Annotated in this window: 16 protein-coding genes; 7 read left to right on the forward strand and 9 right to left on the reverse strand. The window is 37.5% G+C overall.

Going from position 1 to position 22,551, the window contains the following annotated elements; translation table 11 throughout:
- Positions 1–253 precede the first annotated feature (253 nt).
- Positions 254–1,072: a M48 family metallopeptidase gene (locus V5M36_RS09400; RefSeq protein ID WP_338558251.1), complete on the forward strand. Its 819-nt coding sequence runs from the start codon at positions 254–256 to the stop codon at positions 1,070–1,072.
- Positions 1,073–1,181: 109 nt separating this feature from the next.
- Here V5M36_RS09400 and V5M36_RS09405 read toward each other — a convergent pair whose 3' ends face one another.
- The 4 genes from V5M36_RS09405 to V5M36_RS09420 form a co-directional block, all read right to left on the reverse strand.
- The gene (locus V5M36_RS09405) at positions 1,182–2,009 is read right to left on the reverse strand and encodes an SDR family oxidoreductase (RefSeq protein WP_338558253.1); all 828 of its coding nucleotides are present in this window, start codon (positions 2,007–2,009) and stop codon (positions 1,182–1,184) included.
- A gap of 843 nt (positions 2,010–2,852) precedes the next feature.
- Complete coding sequence (locus V5M36_RS09410; RefSeq protein ID WP_338558255.1) at positions 2,853–3,629, reverse strand: lysophospholipid acyltransferase family protein; 777 nt, start codon at positions 3,627–3,629, stop codon at positions 2,853–2,855.
- Between the two features lie 26 nt (positions 3,630–3,655).
- The gene (locus tag V5M36_RS09415) at positions 3,656–4,771 is read right to left on the reverse strand and encodes a beta-ketoacyl-ACP synthase III (protein WP_338558258.1); all 1,116 of its coding nucleotides are present in this window, start codon (positions 4,769–4,771) and stop codon (positions 3,656–3,658) included.
- A 47-nt stretch (positions 4,772–4,818) separates the two neighbouring features.
- On the reverse strand, positions 4,819–8,739 hold the full coding sequence (locus V5M36_RS09420; RefSeq protein ID WP_445206330.1) for a DUF3418 domain-containing protein: 3,921 nt from the start codon (positions 8,737–8,739) through the stop codon (positions 4,819–4,821).
- Between the two features lie 321 nt (positions 8,740–9,060).
- Between V5M36_RS09420 and V5M36_RS09425 the strand changes: the two genes are divergently transcribed.
- Positions 9,061–10,008, forward strand: coding sequence for an IS30 family transposase (locus V5M36_RS09425; RefSeq protein ID WP_338558263.1), 948 nt, complete (start codon positions 9,061–9,063; stop codon positions 10,006–10,008).
- A gap of 404 nt (positions 10,009–10,412) precedes the next feature.
- Positions 10,413–10,976: an alkyl hydroperoxide reductase subunit C gene (gene ahpC, locus V5M36_RS09430; protein ID WP_338558266.1), complete on the forward strand. Its 564-nt coding sequence runs from the start codon at positions 10,413–10,415 to the stop codon at positions 10,974–10,976.
- A 58-nt stretch (positions 10,977–11,034) separates the two neighbouring features.
- On the opposite strand, the gene V5M36_RS09435 is transcribed toward ahpC, so the two are convergent.
- Together V5M36_RS09435 and V5M36_RS09440 are read right to left on the reverse strand one after the other, a co-directional pair.
- Positions 11,035–12,198: a low temperature requirement protein A gene (locus V5M36_RS09435; RefSeq protein ID WP_338558268.1), complete on the reverse strand. Its 1,164-nt coding sequence runs from the start codon at positions 12,196–12,198 to the stop codon at positions 11,035–11,037.
- Between the two features lie 573 nt (positions 12,199–12,771).
- Entirely contained in the window at positions 12,772–12,987 is a 216-nt protein-coding gene (locus V5M36_RS09440; RefSeq protein WP_338558270.1) for a DUF1653 domain-containing protein, read from the reverse strand.
- Positions 12,988–13,284: 297 nt separating this feature from the next.
- Here V5M36_RS09440 and ahpF point away from each other — a divergent pair, with 297 nt between their 5' ends.
- The 4 genes from ahpF to V5M36_RS09460 all read left to right on the forward strand — a co-directional run bounded on the left by ahpF (position 13,285) and on the right by V5M36_RS09460 (position 17,932).
- A complete protein-coding gene (gene ahpF / locus V5M36_RS09445) occupies positions 13,285–14,850 on the forward strand; it encodes an alkyl hydroperoxide reductase subunit F (RefSeq protein WP_338558273.1) in 1,566 nt (521 codons plus the stop codon).
- Positions 14,851–15,219: 369 nt separating this feature from the next.
- On the forward strand, positions 15,220–15,552 hold the full coding sequence (locus tag V5M36_RS09450; protein WP_338558276.1) for a hypothetical protein: 333 nt from the start codon (positions 15,220–15,222) through the stop codon (positions 15,550–15,552).
- Between the two features lie 311 nt (positions 15,553–15,863).
- Positions 15,864–16,565 carry a VIT1/CCC1 transporter family protein gene (locus V5M36_RS09455; RefSeq protein ID WP_338558279.1) on the forward strand — a complete coding sequence of 234 codons (702 nt, stop codon included), beginning with the start codon at positions 15,864–15,866 and terminating at the stop codon, positions 16,563–16,565.
- A gap of 155 nt (positions 16,566–16,720) precedes the next feature.
- On the forward strand, positions 16,721–17,932 hold the full coding sequence (locus tag V5M36_RS09460) for a YeeE/YedE family protein (RefSeq protein WP_338558281.1): 1,212 nt from the start codon (positions 16,721–16,723) through the stop codon (positions 17,930–17,932).
- Between the two features lie 490 nt (positions 17,933–18,422).
- Here the strand turns inward: V5M36_RS09460 and V5M36_RS09465 are convergent, their stop codons facing one another.
- The 3 genes from V5M36_RS09465 to V5M36_RS09475 all read right to left on the reverse strand — a co-directional run bounded on the left by V5M36_RS09465 (position 18,423) and on the right by V5M36_RS09475 (position 22,403).
- Positions 18,423–19,715, reverse strand: a complete 1,293-nt coding sequence (locus tag V5M36_RS09465) for a dicarboxylate/amino acid:cation symporter (RefSeq protein WP_338558284.1) — start codon at positions 19,713–19,715, stop codon at positions 18,423–18,425.
- A gap of 648 nt (positions 19,716–20,363) precedes the next feature.
- Positions 20,364–21,143 carry a TIGR03915 family putative DNA repair protein gene (locus tag V5M36_RS09470; protein ID WP_338558287.1) on the reverse strand — a complete coding sequence of 260 codons (780 nt, stop codon included), beginning with the start codon at positions 21,141–21,143 and terminating at the stop codon, positions 20,364–20,366.
- Positions 21,144–22,403 (reverse strand): putative DNA modification/repair radical SAM protein, encoded by a 1,260-nt coding sequence (locus V5M36_RS09475; protein WP_338558289.1) that lies wholly within the window; start codon positions 22,401–22,403, stop codon positions 21,144–21,146.
- Positions 22,404–22,551: the final 148 nt, after the last annotated feature.

A 22,551-nucleotide genomic window follows, 5' to 3' on the forward strand; every position in this document is an offset into this window, starting at 1 on the left:
TAAAAACTAAATAATAGAAGTGCTATTTTTTTAAAAATTTAATTTTAAAAAAAATAAATAAATATTTTTTTGTGACGCAATTCACAGTGCAAATATACAAACACTATTTAGTTCAAGTTAATAATCAAAATAATCATTGTTAAGTTAAATTAAAATATGGACAATAAATATACAAAATCTAGTTCTACTATTAATTACTAATTGTTTACTGGAAACACATGTTTTTAAGCTAACTATTCTATTAGGTGTCATTATGAAATTTACAACTCTTGGTGCATTAACGATTTTATCTTTAGCTTTCACAGGATGTGTAAGTACAACATCAATGGGCACAGTTGGGTCTGATCGTAAACAACTTATGATTATTCCGGAGTCTGTTTGGAATAATGCTGCAAATCGTAGTTTTAATAAGTTTGAGAAAAAAGCCAAAAATAAATCAGTATATTTGGTTGACCCTCGTTTAGATAAAATTATGGCCCGCTTGATTCCTCATGCGAATGATTATTTAGTTGATAACCGAAAGAAAATTAATTGGAAAATTAATGGAAACTTGAGTAGTAAACTGAATGCTCACTCTTTTCCAAGTGGTCAAATTGTTGTCAATACTGCGGTCTATCTGTTTGAAGATTTAAGTGATGATGAATTAGCCACCTTAATTTCGCATGAAATGGCTCATATTATTCGAAGTCATAGCCGTGAAAAAGCGTCTGTATATGCTGCAACAAACTTGAGTTTAATGGGCGCAACGATGGGTGTGGGTTATGGTCTGAGTGTCGCAAGTAGTTTAGGTGGAAACTATGGCGTGAATAGCTCTCATAGCCGTCACCTAGAAGAAGAAGCCGATATCATTGGTCTCGATTTGATGGTCAGAGCTGGTTTTGATCACACAGCAACATTAAGCTTTTGGGATAAGTTCGAAGCAAAATTATCAAAAAGAAATGTCGATTCTAAAATACCTACATTTTTATCCAGTCACCCTACTTCCGCTCAACGTAAAAGTGTTTTAAAGCAACACATTATGACTATCGATCTACAAACAACACAACCTTCTATATACACTGCAAAGAATTAATTCTTGAGCAAAGTTAGTTTTAGACAATACACTTTATTTTTATGAATAAAAAAGCGCTATATAGCGCTTTTTTATCTCTTATATTGAGCTCTTGATAATTTTTTTAATTTTATGGGTCTACAAATAAATCGACCATCAATTCGTCATCAGAAGCTTCAACTCGATATTTTTCAAAATCCTGAACGCCACTTTCTCTTAGAATTTCTTCATCGATTAATAATCGCCCTGTAATCGATCTATTTTGACTGCTGATAATTGCATAAGCTGCATCCGCCATAATTGCTGGAGTTCTCGCCTTGCTGAATAGCTCTCGCCCGCCTAAAGAAAACTCAATCGCCGCAGTTGCAATAATGGTACGAGGCCATAAGCCATTCACACTCACACCATAGCGCTCAAACTCTTGATTCATCCCCATGGTCAACATACTCATACCATACTTACTAATCGTATAAGGTGAATGTACGGCAAACCATGACTCTTTCAAATTGATAGGTGGCGATAGGCTGAGAATATGTGGATTCTCGCTTTTCTTTAAATAAGGTAATGCAGCCTGACTACAGACCATTACAGCCCGAGTATTGACCTGATACATCAAGTCAAAACGTGTTGGATCTAAATTCTCAACACCATTTAAACTAATTGCACCTGCATTATTTATGAGGATATCAATTCCACCAAAATGTTCAGCAGCTTGCTTCATTGCTGCAGCAACAGCATCTTGATCACGCACATCGAGTTGAAGAGGTAATGCTCGCCCTCCCGCTGCCTCAATTTCTTCAGCAACTGAATAGATCGTTCCGCCTAACTTTGGATGCGCTGTCGTGGTTTTGGCTGCAACGACAATATTCGCACCATCTTGAGCTGCTTTTAATGCAATCTCACGGCCGATACCTCTACTTGCGCCTGTAATAAATAGCGTTTTCCCTTTAAGCAACATACATCCCTCATTCTTATTTATCTAATTAACACCCTCTCACTGTACAAAATAAAAGCAAAAACTCAAAATTAGATTTTGAACCAGAAAGTCGCCAAACATCAGATTATGCTATTTCTTTTCCTATAAATGTTTGAATGCCGTAATTTAAACAATATAAATATATAATATTTATCGTTATTTTCTAGGTTTTTAAGATAGCAATTTATACCAGTTTGAAGCGAGATGATGATTCAATAAGACTATTCATCTTTAAGCGTCACTCGTTAAAGAAATCTGTTTCAATCAGATTTATTATCAACAGACCATTTTCTAACAATTCAATGTATCAATATATCTATTCAGCTTTACAATGAGCCTCCTTGCTATCTTACATAAACATCTAAACCAACAAACGACTACAAGACTCATAAAATACTTTTTTAGGGCTCATTCTTCTTTTCACTATTTGGAAAAAAATGATCATTAAGCTATGCAATCCATTGGGCAAAGCAGAAATGACAGGTACAAAATCAAAAATATGTTTAATGAAATAGTCGAAAACAATGTTTATAAAGATCAGAAATTAAAAATTCAAGCAATTAAGGGTTTCTCACAACGCTATGACTTTGAATTTTGAACTTAAAATTTGAAGAAAAAAAAAGCCCTAAGAGGAGTATATTCTTTGGGCTTAGTAAACTAAATTTGTGTAGGACTTAAATATATCTCATTTTTTTCACAATTTATAATTATTTTTAAATTTACTAAATATAATTATTAATTTCATAGACTTAATTTGCACAAAAACAATAAAATGAGAAAGATTCACACCCTCATTTCAAGTTCATAGCTCAGTAATGATTGTTATTAATTTAGCAGTTCAGTTTTTCTTAACTGTTTAAGTGCATCTATTTCGTTGTAAATTTGTTGTTGCAACTGATCTCTAAAAACCTTTAGCTGTTCATCTGTTCTCACTTCAGCAAGACTTAAACGAGGTAGAAACTTAAAGTAGAAAGGAATTCTTTTGGGAATAATATTTTTCGGTATCGAAGGGATCACATCCCCCTGTCTTAATAGTTTGCCAATTTTGGGCACACTTAATATTTTTTTAAACCAGCTCTTTTCCAACAAAATATTAGCATCATAAGCTAAATCAAAAACATCATCCCCGCCCAAGGCAGCAAACGGCGCAATTTCATAATTAAATATTTGTGCTAATTTCAAGAAACCATAGCGCTGTTTCCAGATGAGTTGGTATTGTTCGCCTTTACGCTTTACCACTTCTCTACCACCACCAGGGAAAACTAAAATCGAATACCCTTGTCGCATTGCTTCTTGCGCGTATTCTTGTAAGCCTTGTACAGCACCCATTTTTTTGACCATATCACGCCAAAGTGGGACCTTAAAATGCACATGATCGGCTAAACTCACAATCGCTATTTTATGCTCTGTAAATAAATAATCAATGAATATAGGTGAATCTAAAACACCATAAATCGTGTGATTACCGACATACATTGCAGGTTTCTGCGTATTTAAATTTTCAGTACCGATAAATGTTGGTTTAAAATAAAAGCGCTGCAATGCACTCCCCAGTCGAATCATTTTCGAGTTGTGCTCGATATGCAGCGCTTTTTGAGTCATTTTGATCTACTTATTTAAGTTAGCTTTTAAGCCACTCGTTTTTGAACGAGAATTGAACCCACTGAATAGCCTGCACCAAATGAACAAAGTACACCGTACTCACCATCATTCACTTGATCCGCTGTACGATGCAGCGCAATAATGACACCAGCAGATGAAGTATTGGCAAATTCATCTAGAATAATCGGCACAAGCGCTGGATCTGCTTCAGCAGCGGCTTTCCCCACCACCAATTTCAAAATCAACTCATTCATGCTGGCATTGGCTTGATGTAACCAAAACCGCTTCACATTACTCGGCTCAATTTGGTTCTTTTCAAGTTGCTGCGTAATCATTTTAGCGACCAATGGACAAACTTCTTTAAACACTTTGCGTCCATCTTGACGAAATTGCTTATCATCAGCAGTCGCATTTTCACTAAAATTCAAGAAACCAAAGTTATTACGAATATTATTAGAGAATTGCGTAAACAGCTGTGTATCTAATATTTCAAAACCCGTTTTCGTTTCTGTATCTTCAATAATAGATGCGGTCGCAACATCACCAAAAATAAAGTGACAATCACGTGAGCGGTAATCTGTATGACCAGATGTGATTTCAACGTTGATCAATAGCACACGGCGCGCACCGCATTTTATTGCATCATAAGATTGCTTTAGACCGAACGTCGCAGCTGAACATGCCACATTCATGTCATAAGCATAGCCTTGAATCCCTAATGCCGTTTGAATTTCAATGGCTACAGCTGGATAAGCACGTTGTAAATTTGAACATGCCAAGATTACAACATCAATATCTTCAGCTGTAACGCCTGCATTTTCCATCGCTTGTTTGGCAGCAATAACACCCCATTCAGCTTGTAGTGAAAGTTCATCATTGCTACGTTCGGATAGATTTGGACGTAATCTTTTTGGATCCAGCACACCTGATTTTTCAACCACATAACGTGCTTTTACACCCGATGCTTTTTCAATAAATTCAGCGCTAGAACCACGGCGAGCTTCAATCTCACCTGCTGCAATCTTTTCAGCATTTTCATGATTAAAAAGTTCTACATAAGCATTTAAACTTTCAACTAACTCTTCATTGGTCACAACTTCAGTGGGATGATACAAGCCAGTACCTGTAATACGTATGCCCATGTAAAACTCCTTCTTAAATTCACTAGAATTTCAAAACTAATACTATATTAACTGATTCCGAGACGTTCCCATACTTTTTGTATACGCGTTGAAGAAATAGGCATCTTGGTTTTCATGGGTTGTGAGAATAAAGAAATACGAAGCTCCTCAACCATAAAATAGACATCTTTCATACGCGGCTCTTTGGGATGTTTAAACAACTTGTCCATCCATGGATCGACTTGTTTAATCGCATCATCATCACGCTGTAAATTATTCGATAAACGCTCTAAACGCATCAGCAAAGCTTTTAGGTAACGCGGAAACTCAACCCACACATCCACAGGCTTACTATATACAAAATGAGCTAAATCCATCAAATCCAGTTGATCTTCCATATCATCAATATTCTTGGCATAAATATTTTGATTGAGCACCAACAGTTGCTGCCGAATTTGCTGCCACTGAATATAAATATCGCTCATGATTTTCAGGGTTTCCTGACCATGCGTTAAAAACTCTTTCTTCACCTTCACCAGTAGCGTTTGGTAATCAGACTCATTAAAAGGTAATTCTGTAATCGACTTTTGTAGTGTGGCATAAACCAACATTTGTTCAAGCTTGGCTTTGTCTCCTAAGGGAGAATAAGCCAGCGCCATAGATTTAGAGATTTGCTTTTTCAACTGACGAATCAAATCACCCAATTGCAGATGGACTAATCGAATTACCCCTTCGCGGTGCTTTAAATTCGCTTCACTTTGGTCATTAAAGGTTTGAATTACGACACCAGATTCATCTTTAGCATCGAGTTCTTCAAATTTTTTACTGGCCACCAAAGCTTGGTATTGCTTAACCAAAACGCCTGTCACTTTTTGGGAGGTTTCAAACACAAATTGTTCTGGGAAATTTGTGAACTCACCTTTTAACTGTTTAACTGGACTATGCGTTTCAGCGCGGCAACGTGCCTTTAACTCTGCCAGATCACGACCCTTTTCAATCAATTTACCTTTTTCATCAATGACTTTAATATAAGGCAATAGATATTGATCAATACGTTCAAATGAAAAATCTTTCTCAGTAATTTGATCGCCACGTAACGCAAAAGCTAAATACTGAAATATATGCTGATTCAGATGTACTGCATCAATACCTTTGATGAGTTTACGTGCGGTATCTGGAATAGGCACCAGATTACGACGCTTATCTTTGGTCAAGGCTTTGAGTAAAGCCTCAATTAAATCCTGACGCCAGCCTGGAATACCCCAAGACCAAATATTTTCATCCACTTGTGCCAAAGCTTGGATAGGAATTTTAACCGTTGCACCATCTTCATCATGACTTGGATCAAAACGATAGCTCGCCGCCAAGCGCAAAGCACCGTTATGTAAATAGTCTGGAAATTGTTGTGTCGTAGGACGATCATCCATCCACAATGAATCCTCCTCAATAAATAAATATCGAGGCTGACTTGGTTCAACAGTGGCGCGCCAATCTTCAAAACTTCGTCGACTTGCAATCTCTGGAGGTACTTTTGCTGCATAAAACTGATAAATCGTTTCTTCATCAACCACCAGATCTCGTCGACGTAACTTATCTTCTACACGCTCAACCTCTTCGAGTTTAAGTAAGTTATGCTTTAAAAATGGCGGCGTAATACCAAGATTACCCGTTGTTAGCGCATCTCGAAGAAATATTTCATGTGCCGCTTCTTGGTCAACTTTCTCATAGTTCATCAAAAGCTTAGGTTGAACGATCAAACCAAATAACGAAATTTGATCATAAGCATTCACGATACCCGCTTTTTTTGACCAATGTGGTTCAAAGTAATGATGTTTGAGTAAATCACCTGCAGCGAGCAAAATCCATTCAGGTTCAATTTTCGCCAGCGTTCTTAGATAGACTTGAGATGTTTCGACCATCTCGAATGCCATAACCCAAGGCGTGTTGCTCTTGTGCAATGTTGACGCTGGAAAAATCCGTGCTTTTTGTTGACGCACTGCCATAAAGACATTGCGTTCATCCGTTTTATTGGCAATAAAAGATAAAAGCCCAGTTAGCAAAGCCCGATGTAAATTTTCATAATTGGCATTTTTACTATTAAAAGAAAGTTTTAACCCTTCAGCCAGTTCGGACAATTGCTCATGTGTCTTTTTCCACTCACGTATACGCAACCAACTTAAAAAATGCTGACGTGCAAAATTACGTCGCTTATTTTCATTCATTGTTTCGCGGTTCTGCTGCAAGGTATCCCACAACTTGATATAAAATAAAAAGTCAGATTCACCTTCTTTAAATAATGCATGCTTCTGATCAGCTTGCATTTGTTTATCAGCAGGACGTTCACGCGGATCTTGTACGGCCAAAGCAGAGACAATGATAAGCACTTCTTTCAATACCCCAAAGTGCGCTCCACCCAAAATCATACGCGCTAAACGCGGATCGATCGGCATCTTCGCCATCATTTGACCGATTTTGGTTAAAGCATCTTGCTTTACAGGTAAATTAGATTGTTTGGTTTTATTGGATTTTTCTGTTTGAAAATTTTCATTTCCAGTAATTTGAATGGTTGAATTCGACGGAGAAACTTTTTTCTCACTCATCGCACCCAACTCAATCAAGAGCTTACGACCGTCATTTACCAGACGATGATCAGGTGGCTCAATAAAGTCGAAATCTTCAAGCGAACCCAAATTCAAACTTTGCATCTGTAAAATAACGGATGCTAAGTTGGTTCGCTTAATTTCAGGTTCGGTAAACTCAGGACGGCCCAAGAAATCGTCTTCACTATAAAGACGGATACAGACACCTGGCGCAATACGGCCACAGCGCCCTTTACGTTGATTGGCTGCGGCTTGTGAAATCGCTTCAATAGGTAAACGTTGTACACGGGAACGATAGCTATAGCGTGAAATACGCGCAAAACCACTGTCAATAACGTAGCGAATATTGGGAACCGTCAGTGCAGTTTCAGCAACGTTAGTGGCAATGATGATCCTTCGACCACCACCTCCTGCATTAAAAATACGCTGCTGTTCTGCGATCGCAAGTCGCGCATAAAGTGGGAGAATTTCGGTGTGTTTTGGACCAAACTTCTGTAAGGTTTCTTGTAATTCTCGAATTTCAAGTTCAGTGCTTGCAAAAATTAGAATATCTGCATGTTCAGGATGACCTTTTTCTTGGGCATCTTGAAAGCATTCTTCTACGGCTTGAACAACGGCTCTCGGTAAGTTTTCTTCAAAATCATCAAATTCATCGTCATCACTTCCAACAATACTCATTTCTGAGATCGGACGATAACGTAACTCTACAGGGAAACTACGGCCTTCAACTTCGAAAACAGGTGCATTATTGAAATAAGCACTAAAACGATTTACGTCCAACGTTGCAGACGTCACAATGACCTTCAAATCTGGACGTTTCGGCAACAACTGCTTCAAATAGCCCATAATGAAATCAATATTGAGTGATCGCTCATGCGCCTCATCAATAATAATCGTATCGTATTTAGTTAAAAAACGATCATGGCCAAGCTCAGCAAGCAAAATACCATCGGTCATTAAACGAACCAATGAATCCTGTGACCCCTGCTCATTAAAGCGAATTTTAAAACTGATCGATTCGCCGAGTTTTTCACCCACCTCTTCAGCTATACGCTGAGAAACTGTGCGGGCTGCCAAACGACGTGGCTGCGTATGACCAATCATGCCTGTCAAACCACGCCCAGCAAGCATCGCAATTTGTGGCAACTGCGTGGTCTTACCCGAACCTGTTTCGCCTGCCACAATAACCACTTGGTTCTGCTGAATGGCTTCAATCAGTTTGTCTTTATATTGCGTTACAGGTAAATCTTGGTTCAGTTTAATCTGAGGGATACTGTCCAGACGTGAACGTACCTTTAAATTGGATTTTTCAAATAATTCTTGGTACTGCTTCGGATTAGCATCTTTACCTTTACGCAGTCGATTTAAACGATGACGGTCGCGAGCCATGACCCATTGATCTACATTTAAATGACTTACCACAGATAACTTACCCTAAAAGCGAAAACGACTGGCATATTTTACGCTGTAACAAGGTACAGGCATAGTCTTTCACCAACAAAACATTTGACTTAAAACAACGCTGAGTTTCATGTTATTTCATTATTGCTTTGGAATTAATGCAAATAAAGATTAAAGGCATTTTTATTTTATGTTTTTTTATTTCTTAGATTCTTAAATGAAGTGCAACAGAGATTAAATTATTGGAAAGAAGCAAGATGAGATAGCATTTTGCTTCCGACCGACCAAAGTCAAAGTCAAAGTTGCATCATGAACTATACTCATCTTACTCAAGAAGAACGATATCAGATTTATACCCTGTTACGTGAAGGTTTTTCCAAACGCTATATCGCTTGGCGTTTAAATCGTTCACCAGCAACGATCTCTAGAGAAATCACCCGAAATAAAGCTAGAAATGGTTACTTCGCTAAACATGCACATAAAGTCGCTTTAAAACGTCATCGCTCCAATCCTAAAAGAATCCCATCTCATATTTGGGCGCTTGTCATTTCTTACCTAAACCTACAATGGAGCCCTGAACAAATTGCTTCTCACGTAGCGGTCAGTCTGCATTCTATTTACAGGTTTATAAAACAGAATAAAAGCAATGGTGGCGTGCTTTTCCACAACCTACGTTTCAGAAATCAAAGAAAGAGAAAATATGGTTCTCCTGAAACCCGCGGTCAGCTCACTCATCGTAAAAGCATTCATAAAAGACCGCATGAGGTTGAGCAACGGACTTGCTTTGGTGACTTGGAGATAGATACGATCGTAGGTAAAAATCATCAACAATCTTTAGTTTCAATTGTAGATCGAAGAACAGGCTATCTTTGGCTAACAAAGTGCAATACACGTAAGGCTGAAGACATAAGCAGAGCGACCATCAATCTACTCACCCCCATCAAAGACCAATTGAAAACAATAACTGCAGACAATGGCAAAGAGTTCAGTTTGCATGAGCATATTGCTCAAGAACTTGATTTGGATTGGTATTTCGCAGATCCCTACAGTGCTTGGCAACGAGGTACAAATGAAAACACCAATGGATTAATCAGACAATACATAAGGAAAGGTAGTGATTTAAATCATTACACGGATGAGTATATTTCAGAAATCACTCAACGTTTGAATCAACGTCCAAGAAAAAGACTCGGCTTTAAAAGTCCGAGTCAGGTATTATGCCAACAACATGGTGTTGCACTTCAAACGATAATCTAAGTTTTAAGAATTTATTAAGGGATTTTTCTTTTAGAGATATTTGTTTAGGAGTACTCGCGATAGAGCTTTAATTTTGAACAACCATAAACGCTTAATCGAGATATATCTCTAATTTAGATATGAATTTCCTTTATTTTTATAATTTTTTTAAATTCAACACTTGAAATATCAATACAATGACGCCATGTTTAACACCGAATCTTTGCTTAACTGCATTTGTCATCAAACCATCATTTCTTTGATGTTGAATGACAATCCAAATGCACTGATTAAAATGAAACACCTCGTATCGCATTGGGTTCGGTTTTTCCGATTCTAGTAATGCAAAAATACTGTTTCAGCAATAACAGAAGTTTCGATAATCTACTGAACATTGAAAACAATCCTCAATCATGGAGACAATGATGAGCTTAATTAATACTGAAGTTAAACCATTCGCAGCAACTGCTTACCACAACGGTCAATTTGTTGACGTGACTGAAGCTGATCTTAAAGGCAAATGGTCTGTAGTATTCTTCTATCCAGCTGACTTTACTTTTGTTTGCCCAACTGAACTTGGCGACCTTGCTGACAACTATGCAGAATTCCAAAAATTAAACGTGGAAATCTACGGTGTTTCAACTGACACTCATTTCACGCACAAAGCTTGGCACGATACTTCTGAAGTTATTGGTAAAATCCAATACCCATTAATCGGCGATCCAACTTGGACTTTATCTAAAAACTTCGAAGTTTTAATCGAAGCTGCTGGCCTTGCTGATCGTGGTACTTTCGTTATCGATCCAGAAGGTAAAATCCAAATCGTTGAAATCAATGCTGGTGGTATTGGCCGTGATGCTTCTGAACTTCTTCGTAAAGTTAAAGCAGCTCAGTACGTACATGCTCACCCAGGTGAAGTTTGCCCAGCTAAATGGCAAGAAGGCGATGCAACACTTGCTCCTTCAATCGATCTAGTTGGTAAAATCTAATTTTTATTAGATGAAACTGATTTAAAAAAACCACGCTTTTAGCGTGGTTTTTTTAGTTTTAGTTGCTGGATTTCATCAGCCAATTGGCTAAAACTAATCGTAAAGCATAAACTATAGCCATCAGTAAAACTGCGTAACCTATATGGGGAATAACAAATGGAATAACAAAAATGATAAGGACTGAAATTGGATAGAACCAATGCCCGAAACCTGTCAAATGCTCGCGATTCTGTAACATCCACAAGCTACAGGTATAAATAATTAATAATCCAGCAATAATACAACCATCATAAGTATTGCTGACATCAGCATGTTGCGTTACCACATCTGCAGCAGCTGATAATGCTGCACCGAGCATCGCAATACTAATAAAAATAAAGAAATGTCCATAGCCCCAAATAAAAGTTTTACTATGACTATTTAATTGATCGTGCATTGAACGATCAAAATATGCCCACCACATAGTAAACATCATGATCACCCCACCAATCGTTAAAAAGATTAGCTCCGTGTTAATGACTTGGGTCTTAAAAGCATCAGAAATGGCATTAAAACTCGCCACAATAGACTCACCAAATACAATAATCGTAAGGAGTGAGTAACGCTCTGCTATATGTTCAGGATGCCATGGCGTTGTACCTTTTTTTTCCGCAAAATATGGGATGCAGAGCTCAGCAATCACTAAAAGCAAAAAGATATAAATACCGAAATCAATCGGGGCAAAGTGGAAAAACATCCATGCCAATTGCACCAATGAAATACCGATGACATATCTAAAAATAGTGGGTTTGCGTTCTGGATCATGTCGAGATGCACGTAACCACTGGGCAATTAGAACCGTCCGCATTATCACGTAACCGACAATAATCACATCAAAATTTTGATGTTCAAATGCGTCTGGAATACCCGCAGCAATGACCAATGCACCCAGCATTTGAATCATCGTCATGATTCTATAGAGAGCATCGTCATTATCATATGCTGATGCAAACCAAGTGAAGTTCATCCATGCCCACCACAAGGCAAAAAACACCATTAAATAGAGTGGCATTGCACTCCAAAAATGATTCTCAACAATCGCGTGATGTAATTCTACTCCTGCAGTCGCAATGGCAACCACAAAAATTAAGTCGAATAATAATTCTAATGATGTAGCAACGCGATGTGGCTCTTCTCGGTCTCGAGAATGCATGGGTTTTAGAAACTGCCCTATAAAAGACATGATTGTTCCTTATGGATTAAAAAGAGACTACGCCCTTTAGATATGAATATTTATTTTATAAGATCAATGACTTTCCCCGAAAATATATTGTAAATATACAATCGGCTAATACATTTTCAAAATTTAGCTCTGTTATGTTTTACAAAGAATATGAGCTGCATCTATCAGCGTCATAATGGCGTGACTTTTTTATCATTTCAGTAGTAGATCAGTTTCAAAAAATTTGAATTTTAATAATGGATTCCAACCAGTTGATAATCCATTTCAATCATAATACGTTCACTTATGAGAACAACGCTTGTTGTTTCCTTTTAAAAATATAATGAAACTTCAAGCTATCTAAATATTTAAAAACAAGAGCACTGCCGAATTGTTCAATCTTTTACCTGCTTTTATTTATCAAACTATTATTCGTAGCCAAAATAAATTATGTTTATTCAACATTATTTAGAATGTGATCTCAGCTGCAAACGTATTACTCTGCAATAAAAAAAAGCCATCCATGGTTAGGATAGCTTAAAACTTTAACCTTAAACCTTAAACCTTAAAGATCTCTTTTCTTAAGAATTATTTTTATGCTGTAACTTGTATTAGCTTAAAACGTTGAATTTCACGATCATCATGTGTCGTTATGGTTTCTTGGAACATCGTCAAAGGTCGCACCCAAATCGAGTAATCGCCGTATAAACACTGATAAACCACTAATTTTTCTTCAGTTTCACTATGAGTGGCTACATGCAGTACTTGATATAACTGCCCTTTATAATGTTGATAAATACCCTTTTCCATGAATCCAATCATCAAATTTAAAAAATGTAATCATATTCTAAATTAAATTTCAATTAAAATAATTATTTCTTCGATCCTGAGATCCCTTGTCGAGATGTAAATTAGATCTGTTCCAAGAGATCTAAAAAATACAATATTTTTCATCCTAATGAAGCTTTAAGTAAATGGTTGATTTAAATTGCGGTTCATATCCATTTTTCCGATGATAACAATAAAAACAAACTGTTTTAACTATCTTGTCTTTTCACATAAGATAGCCTCATTCAATAAATATTGACTCCTTTGGAGACGTTAGTCATGTTAGATCAAAATACTTCTGCGCAATTAAAAACACTTCTTGAACGTCTTGAAAGCCCAATCGAAATCGTGGCTTCACTAAATGGATCTGATAAATCTGACAAAATTAAAGAATTGGTGAGCGAAGTTGCCGCTCTTTCTGATCAAGTGACCGCTCGTTTTGATGGTCAGCATAAACGTGCACCAAGCTTTGGTATTGCGAAAGTTGGAGAACAACCTCGAGTTCACTTTGCAGGTCTACCGATGGGACATGAGTTCACATCTTTAATCCTTGCTTTGTTACAAGTGTCTGGTTATGCACCAAAAGTGTCTGATGAAGTATTGGCGCAAATTAAAGATCTCAACGTCAAAGCTGATTTTGATGTCTTCGTATCGCTTAGCTGTCACAACTGTCCAGATGTGGTTCAAGCACTGAACTTAATTGCGATTAATAACCCTGGTACAACAGCAACCATGATTGATGGTGCATTCTTCCAAGAAGAAGTTGAAGAACGTAAAATTATGGCTGTACCGATGTTATTTCAAAACGATGAACATATCGGTCAAGGTCGTATGACTTTGGAAGAAATCATCGCGAAATTAGACACCGGCGCTGCTGAAAAAGATGCCATCAAATTAAATGCCAAAGCGGCTTTTGATGTGCTGGTGATTGGTGGTGGTCCTGCGGGGAATACTTCAGCAATCTATGCAGCACGTAAAGGCATCAAAACAGGTATCGTTGCTGAACGCATGGGCGGTCAAGTGATGGATACCATGGATATTGAAAACTTCACTTCGGTACAAAAGACCCAAGGGCCTAAGTTCGCTGCTGAAATGGAAGCACATGTGCGTGAGTATGGTGTGGACATCATGAACTTACAACGTGTGTCTGCCATCAAAGGTGCAGACGAAACCAGCAATGGTTTGGTTGAAGTGACTTTGGAAAATGGTGCCAAACTTGAATCTAAAACGATCATCTTATCGACAGGTGCACGTTGGAGAGAAATGAATGTACCGGGTGAGAAAGAATATAAAACTCGTGGTGTCGCTTATTGCCCACATTGTGATGGTCCACTGTTCAAAGGCAAACGTGTTGCAGTGATTGGGGGTGGTAACTCTGGTGTAGAAGCTGCAATTGATCTGGCGGGTATTGTTGAACATGTGACTTTGATTGAGTTTGATACCAAACTTCGTGCTGACCAAGTGCTACAAGACAAATTGAATAGCTTGCCAAACACCACGGTGATTATGAATGCACTTTCAACTGAAGTGGTTGGTGATGGTTCACAAGTGACTGCATTGAAATATAAAGATCGTGCGACAGATGAAATCAATACGGTTGAATTGGCAGGGATCTTTGTGCAAATCGGTTTATTACCCAACACAGATTTCTTAAAATCATCAAAGGTTGAATTATCAAACCGTGGTGAGATCATCATCAACGATCGTAACGAAACCAATGTGAAAGGTGTATTTGCTGCGGGTGACTGTACCACTGTTCCTTATAAGCAAATCATTATCGCTACAGGTGAAGGTGCGAAGGCGTCACTCTCTGCTTTTGATTATATGATTCGTTCTGGGCAGTAATTGTTCTCATGTGTTAATGCTTAAAGAGGTAATAGATCTCTTTCATAAGTCGAAAAATGATCATTGAGTAGCCATAAATTGATAGGTAAAAATCCCTTCTCCCTTTGGGAGAAGGTTAGGATGAGGGAATGCTTATAATGAGTGTATTGGATGAATAATGACTTTTGAAAGAAGTCTAATGTTTAATCATTGTTTTTACATAACTTAATCTTGATTTAATCTTATTAACTCAAGCTTACAAATGTGATTGTTTGTTTACAAACCTTTAAATACTTTACATTTTTAATCAGTTCTATGTGATCAATCTGTATATATTATTTGAATCCAAGTGACTTGGATTCAAATAATATATACAGAAGGTAGATGAAAATGAATAAATTTATGATTGCTTTAGGTTTAACTGCAACTGTTGCACTTGTGGGATGTAATAAAGACAAAGCACCTGAAACAGGCGCAACAACTGGCGAACATTTAAATAATGCAGCCACTCAAGCCAGCGAAGATATCAGTCATGCCACGGACAACACAGCAATGGCAGTCGATAATGCTGCAAATGAAGCTGCTCATGCTGCAGAAAATGCTGCCGTACATGCAGAAAGTGCTGCACATGATGCAAAAGTAGCAGCGAAAGAAGCGACTGCCAATGCCTCAGCAGCGATTGAACAAGGCGCTAGCGATGTTAGAAAAAAAGTAGAAGAGTAATCTTTACTGACTTAAAAAGCCCTATTTCATATAGGGCTTTTTATTTATCGAATTTATTCATCTAATTTGTTTACTTTGATTAGATCTCTTTCATAACTCGAAAAATGATCATTGAGTGGCCATAAATTGATAGGTGAAAATCCCTTCTCCCTTTGGGAGAAGGTTAGGATGAGGGAATACTCATGATGAGTGTTATTGTATGAATAATTCCTTTTGAAAGAAGTCTATTATTTATTCAACTAAAAATGCTTGATTTAAAGTGAGCACTTCTTATATGGTTGCTCAACGTACGTTATTACTCTAATTATAAAATGTCGATTTCACAGCATCAACAACCTCATTATATTCACCGCACAGGTTGGTTACGCGCCTCAGTTCTAGGGGCAAATGATGGCATCATTTCCGTCACTAGTTTAGTTTTAGGCATGGCTGCAAGCGGTGCCTCGTCTCACACCTTATTTATTAGTTGTGTTGCTGGTTTGATTGCAGGTGCAGTATCAATGGCTGCTGGAGAATATATTTCAGTTAAATCACAGTCTGATATAGAAGAAGCAGACTTAAAATTTGAAACGCTTGAATTGGCTAAGAATCCTAGTCTAGAACTTCAAGAGCTCACTCGAATTTATATTAGACGTGGGCTTCAGCCGCAACTCGCAGAAGAAGTTGCGATTCAGCTCACCGCGCATGATGCGTTAGATGCACATGCAAGAGATGAGATTGGTATTAACGAAATGACGGCTGCACAACCTATTTTGGCGGCTTGGTCATCGGCACTCTCTTTTTCATTAGGCGCATTTTTCCCACTCATAGCAATTTTACTCAGTTCAGAGCAATACTTGAGCTTAACTGTTGGAATTGTTGGTGTTCTCTCTCTCACCTTATTGGGAGCTGTATCGAGCTATTTTGCTGGAACGTCATTACTCAAAGGAAGTTTAAGAGTGACTGTCTGGGGAATACTGGCCATGCTGTTTTCATCTTGGATTGGTTCTTTTTTTAATATTCAGATTGGATGATTTTTTAAATGAGCAGACAAGCTCATTATCAATTTAATAAATATATAAAATCAATTAAATTCAGCTACTTTATACATTTTCATTGATTATAAAGGCCCATTTTTGAAGGAGATCCCTTAAAATAGCACTTTATATATTTTCTATTATTTTCTCCCATGTCTATTATTGTCGCTAAATCAGATCGATCAAATATATCGGTTTGGGTCGCCATTCTCTTTATATTGGTTGGTACTATCGGTACTTATCAAGTTGTAGGACTTAATCAAGCATTATTATTCTTGATTGGCGGTGCACTTGGTATGACGCTATATCACGCTTCATTTGGATTTACTTCAAGTTGGCGTGTATTTATCAAGGAGCGCCGCGGACGAGGTTTACGCGCTCAAATGATTATGCTTGGCGTGGCTGTGTTGTTATTCTTTCCTGCACTGGGTGCAGGTGAGTTATTTGGCAACCCCGTCAAAGGTAATGTTAGCCCCGTTTCTATGTCTGTCATGATTGGTGCCTTTATTTTTGGTATTGGTATGCAGCTTGGTGGGGGGTGTGCATCTGGAACACTTTACACAGTAGGTGGCGGTAGTTCTCGAATGCTCATTACATTATTCTTCTTTTGTACAGGCTCATTAATCGCAACTACGCATCTAGATTGGTGGTTTAACCTCCCCCATCTTGCTCCGATTTCTGTTGTAGAAAGTTTAGGTGTTAGTACTGCACTGATTATCAATTTTGTACTCTTTGGTCTCATCGCACTTGCGACAGTCTATTTTGAGAAGAGACGTCATGGTTCACTTGAAGTTGAACCTACAAGCGAATACCGAGGTTGGAAGCGTTTCATTCAAGGACCTTGGCCACTTGTTTGGGGCGGCATTATTCTCACTTTGCTGAATTTTGCAACTTTAGCATTGGCAGGTCGTCCTTGGGGTGTGACATCTGCGCTTGCAGTATGGGCAGCAAAAGTCGCTACATTGAGTGGCGTCGATGTCGCATCTTGGGCTTACTGGCAAACACCAGCAAATGCAAAAGCATTGTCTGAGTCACTTTGGTTTGACGTGACCTCAATGATGAACTTCGGCATTATGTTGGGAGCATTATTGGCAGCAAGTTTGGCAGGTAAATTTGCACCCAGCTTAAATATTCCAAAGCGTTCTATTATTGCTGCGGTGATTGGCGGCCTTATGCTCGGCTATGGTGCTCGTTTGGCTTATGGTTGTAACATTGGAGCATACTTTAGTGGTATTGCTTCAGGTAGCATACACGGCTGGTTATGGCTCATTTTCGCCTTCATTGGTAATGGCGTAGGTGTAAAGCTTCGTCCTATATTCTTTCCAAATAAAAAACCACAAGCTGAGAAATTAACAGGCTGTTAATTTCAATCGTAAAATTCAAAAAACCTATCTTCATGATGGGTTTTTTTATGCCAAATTTACCTTAAGAATATCGATAATAGATCTCTTTCATAAGGCAAAAATGATCATTAATTAGCAACACATTGATTTTTAAAAATCCCTTCTCCCTTTGGGAGAAAGGTTAGGATGAGGGAATACTCACGATGAGTGTGTGGTGTGAATAATGAGTTTTGAAAGAAGTTTAATATACGCTTCTTGCATGCATTGCATATTGAGATAAATAGAAACTCAATAATGTAATATTTTCAAATAAATCCTCAAATTGAAAATAGATTCTATGTCACAACTTCATACTTAATTTGGTGATTGGTGATTGGTGATTGGTGATTGGTGATTGGTGATTGGTGATTGGTGATTGGTGATTGGTGATTGGTGATTGGTGATTGGTGATTGGTGATTGGTGAAGCATAAAAAAGCCCATCATCAGATGGGCTTTTTTAATGAAACAATATTATGCTTTCTTTTTCAAAGTCGCATCTAATTGTTCTTTGTCTAATGCATTGTCCCAACGTGCAATAACGATTGCAGCACAAGCATTACCGACCAAGTTAGTTAATGCGCGGCATTCTGACATGAAACGATCAATACCTAAAATCAAGGCCATACCTGCAACAGGAAGTGCTGGTACAACAGACAATGTCGCTGCAAGAGTAATAAAACCTGCACCTGTCACACCCGCCGCACCTTTAGAACTCACCATTGCTACAAGTAAAATGGTTAATTGTTCCCAGATGGTCAAATCAATATTACATGCTTGAGCAATAAACAGCGCTGCCATGGTCATATAGATATTGGTACCGTCAAGGTTAAATGAATAACCTGTTGGAATAACCAAACCAACCACAGACTTTTCACAACCCGCTTTTTCCATTTTGCTCATGAGCGTTGGTAGAGCAGCTTCAGAAGAACTGGTACCCAACACCAACCACAACTCATCTTTGATATAACGAATCAAATCTATAATAGAGAAACCGTTATAACGTGCTACAGCACCCAAAATGATCAGAACAAACAACAGCGAAGTGATATAGAAGGTCAAAATTAATAACAACAAGTTACCAATACTTGAGATACCAAATGCGCCAATCGTATACGCCATAGCACCAAATGCGCCAATAGGTGCAAGCTTCATCAGCATGCCCACCAAGTAGAATACTGGTGCCGTAAGATTGGTTAATAATTCAGTAATCGGTTTACCTTTTTCACCTACAGCTGCAACAGCCAAGCCGAAAAGTACAGCGACAAAAAGCACTTGCAGAATATCACCACCGACCAAAGGACTGACTAAAGTCTTCGGAATGATGTTCATGAAGAAATCTACAACCGTTGCATCATGTGCTTTTTCAACATATGTTGCGACTTTATCACCCTGTAAAGCAGCTGGATCAATATTTAAGCCTTTACCAGGTTGAACTAGATTTGCCACGATCATACCAACGATCAGTGCCAGAGTAGAGAACGTGATGAAGTAAAGCATTGCCTTACCCGTAACACGCCCCACAGCACCCATATTGCTCATTCCAGCAATACCCGTTGCAACCGTTAAGAAAATGACGGGAGCAATGATCATTTTTACGATTTTAATGAAGGCATCACCAAGGGGCTTAAGACTAGCACCAAGCTCAGGCATAAAATGACCAAGTAATACACCCGCAATAATGGCGAAGATGACTTGAACATAAAGAATTTGATAAAATTTTTGCTTCTTGGGTGGCTGCGATTGCTCGTCAACTTGAATATCCATAGAAGACCCTTTTAAACTCATAAACAAAAAAAACATTTAACGCGATAATATTAATATCATCAAAATAAATGAGTGGATTAGATTCACAGCGGAAATAAGCTCGCAATTCTAAAGAAAACGCTTTTAAAATAGCAACCCTTTATCTAATCAATTAGTCTAATAATCAAAATTAAATGCTCTTTTGTTTTATATATTTATTTTAATATGAGCTTAATTTGGTTTAAAAACCAACAATAAAAATTAAATTTAAGTTATTGATTAAATTCATTTTATTTTTAAAAATTATTAATAGCTCATTATATGAACATATTTTTTATATTTTAAATCACATACGCATTATAAATATTACTAAATACCCCAGAAGTATATTGACATTTATTAGTATATTTTAGTCATTGAAATTATTTGTAATTTATAAATTATATTTATTATGTATAAAAAATAAACACTATTATTAAAATCAAAAAAAGTAATAAATCACAATTGACGTTTTAATAGAGTTAACTATGCAAGATATTACAACCGATCAACATTCGATCAATAATCGATCAAAAAATCATGATTATAATTTTAGTGAAAATATTTTCAATTTTTATTATTATTTTATCTTGTCTAAATAATTTTTAGGCGATTGGATATGCATTAAAATTAGATTATTTTTTCATTCATATAGCGCCAATAGCGCTTTGGCACATATTGCACATGCAACTTCACATTTTTCCGCGCTTGAATATTAACGCTATTAAAGTAGTCTTTCCAAAGCTGATCATAAAGAATTTCCTCATCATCCAACTCAACATTAAAACTTTGACTTGCCCCTATCGCTAGCTGCGCGTCAACCTCATATGCATTCATTTGAATTTGATGAATTTTATCGAGATCATAATAAATACCAAATTTACGCTTTTCATCATAAATCAACCATTTCTGATCTTGGTATCGACTTTTAAAATGTCGCTCGATTAAGGGTAAAACATTAAAATCTGGACGAACTAGACTGAGAAATAAACCATCTTGGCATTTCTTAAAACGCACAAAAGCTTCCATGCGATGCTTTTCACGTCCGACTTGTTTTGCCCACTGCGCTAAAGCAAGAACATCTCGGTGTCCATAATCCTTATCAACAGACTTACTGGATTTAAATACATAGACACTAAAATCAAAAAGTGCTTGAAACGCGACTATTTGCTCAGACAAAAACGTGTAGTAAAAATTACGAATACCTTGAGTCGATACTTTTTGCTTTAATCCTTGCCAGACACGATTAGCTTGCTCTTCATTGGACTGTACATCAATGCTTTCATCAAACAGCGTGTGTTGAATATGATCTGCACTGACAACTTCCACGTCAAACTCTTTAAATTGAAAAGCCCGAAATACACAGCTCAATAGACCCGTCATTGTTCCATCAAAAATGTACTTTGCCATTTAAAATGCAAACCCTAGCTGTGGTGACAATTGCGTTTGATATTTAGAGTGCCCGCTTTGTAAAATTTTCTGACGTATTTGGCTTGGTAGCAGCTCCTTACTATGCTGAGCCGTATCGGCACAACGAATAAAATGCTGCGCACGGTTATATGCAACTCCGATTCTTTTGAGTTGATCAATATGAATTTTACCAAATCGTCTAGCCTGAATAATCTTTTTCGCAGAGCGAACACCCACTCCAGGTATTCTTAAAATCATACGGTAATCCGCTTGATTGATATCAACTGGAAACTGCTCAGGATGTCTCAAGGCCCAGCTCAGCTTTGGATCGATATCCAATTCTAAATTCGGATGTTGATCATCGACAATCTCAGTGGCATCAAAACCATAGAAACGCATTAACCAATCTGATTGATAAAGTCGATTTTCACGCAATAAAGGAGGTGCCGAACCCACCGCTGGCAATGCAGCATCTTCTGCATTGATCGGAATATAGCCCGAGTAATACACTCTTTTTAATTTATAATCTTTATAGTGCTTATCTGCCATTAAAATAACATCACGATCAGTCTCCAAATGTGCCCCGACCACCATTTGCGTGGTTTGACCTGCTGGCACAAATTTAGGAACAGATTTTATTAATTTACGCTCATCTTTAAACTGAATTAATCGATCACGCACAATTCCCAAATCCTTTTGCACTTCGGCATGAGATTTTTCGGGCGCAAATTTAACCAAGCCCTCTTCGGTTGGCATTTCTAAGTTGATACTCATTCGATCCACATATAAACCAGCTTCATGAATGATTTCTTCAGAAGCACCAGGAATGGTTTTTAAATGAATGTAGCCATTAAAATTTTCTTCTAATCGTAGCTTTTTGACCACTTGAAGCATGCGCTCCATGGTGAAATCCGCGGATTTAAAAATACCTGAACTTAGAAAAAGCCCTTCTATATAGTTACGTCTATAAAAGTTAATGGTTAAATCGACGACTTCCTGCACAGTAAAGGCAGCACGCTTTACATCATTCGAACGACGCGAAACACAATATGAGCAATCAAAAATACAGACATTGGAGAAAAGAATTTTGAGTAAAGAAACACAACGTCCATCTTCGGTATAGCTGTGACAAATTCCAGAACCTGTATTTCCTAAACCTTTGTCTTTATTTTTTCGATTACTCCCACTAGATGAACAAGACACATCATATTTTGCTGCATCTGCCAATATTTGTAACTTTTCACGAATACGATCAGACATAAGAATTTCAACTGTGGGAGTTAAACGACGTTGTATTATAATTTCAACCGATAAAATTTTGATGTTCGTTATCTTTCACGCGACAACGCGTGTCGTTTTATTTTGACTTTTAATTTACTCACCATTTATTCAATAAATAGTGAATATA

This window comes from Acinetobacter sp. KS-LM10 (assembly GCF_036896575.1).
Classification (GTDB): domain Bacteria; phylum Pseudomonadota; class Gammaproteobacteria; order Pseudomonadales; family Moraxellaceae; genus Acinetobacter; species Acinetobacter avistercoris.

Excerpts from the sequence above, each read along its gene's own strand:
- V5M36_RS09440 (WP_338558270.1), bottom strand. The coding sequence starts at position 12,987 with ATGGAAAAGGGTATTTATCAACATTATAAAGGGCAGTTATATCAAGTA.
- V5M36_RS09400 (WP_338558251.1), top strand. The coding sequence starts at position 254 with ATGAAATTTACAACTCTTGGTGCATTAACGATTTTATCTTTAGCTTTC.
- V5M36_RS09470 (WP_338558287.1), bottom strand. The coding sequence starts at position 21,143 with ATGGCAAAGTACATTTTTGATGGAACAATGACGGGTCTATTGAGCTGT.
- V5M36_RS09415 (WP_338558258.1), bottom strand. The coding sequence starts at position 4,771 with ATGGGCATACGTATTACAGGTACTGGCTTGTATCATCCCACTGAAGTT.
- V5M36_RS09465 (WP_338558284.1), bottom strand. The coding sequence starts at position 19,715 with ATGGATATTCAAGTTGACGAGCAATCGCAGCCACCCAAGAAGCAAAAA.
- V5M36_RS09420 (WP_445206330.1), bottom strand. The coding sequence starts at position 8,739 with ATGGCTCGCGACCGTCATCGTTTAAATCGACTGCGTAAAGGTAAAGAT.
- V5M36_RS09450 (WP_338558276.1), top strand. The coding sequence starts at position 15,220 with ATGAATAAATTTATGATTGCTTTAGGTTTAACTGCAACTGTTGCACTT.
- ahpF (WP_338558273.1), top strand. The coding sequence starts at position 13,285 with ATGTTAGATCAAAATACTTCTGCGCAATTAAAAACACTTCTTGAACGT.
- V5M36_RS09410 (WP_338558255.1), bottom strand. The coding sequence starts at position 3,629 with ATGACTCAAAAAGCGCTGCATATCGAGCACAACTCGAAAATGATTCGA.
- V5M36_RS09405 (WP_338558253.1), bottom strand. The coding sequence starts at position 2,009 with ATGTTGCTTAAAGGGAAAACGCTATTTATTACAGGCGCAAGTAGAGGT.
- V5M36_RS09425 (WP_338558263.1), top strand. The coding sequence starts at position 9,061 with ATGAACTATACTCATCTTACTCAAGAAGAACGATATCAGATTTATACC.
- ahpC (WP_338558266.1), top strand. The coding sequence starts at position 10,413 with ATGAGCTTAATTAATACTGAAGTTAAACCATTCGCAGCAACTGCTTAC.
- V5M36_RS09460 (WP_338558281.1), top strand. The coding sequence starts at position 16,721 with ATGTCTATTATTGTCGCTAAATCAGATCGATCAAATATATCGGTTTGG.
- V5M36_RS09455 (WP_338558279.1), top strand. The coding sequence starts at position 15,864 with ATGTCGATTTCACAGCATCAACAACCTCATTATATTCACCGCACAGGT.
- V5M36_RS09475 (WP_338558289.1), bottom strand. The coding sequence starts at position 22,403 with ATGTCTGATCGTATTCGTGAAAAGTTACAAATATTGGCAGATGCAGCA.
- V5M36_RS09435 (WP_338558268.1), bottom strand. The coding sequence starts at position 12,198 with ATGTCTTTTATAGGGCAGTTTCTAAAACCCATGCATTCTCGAGACCGA.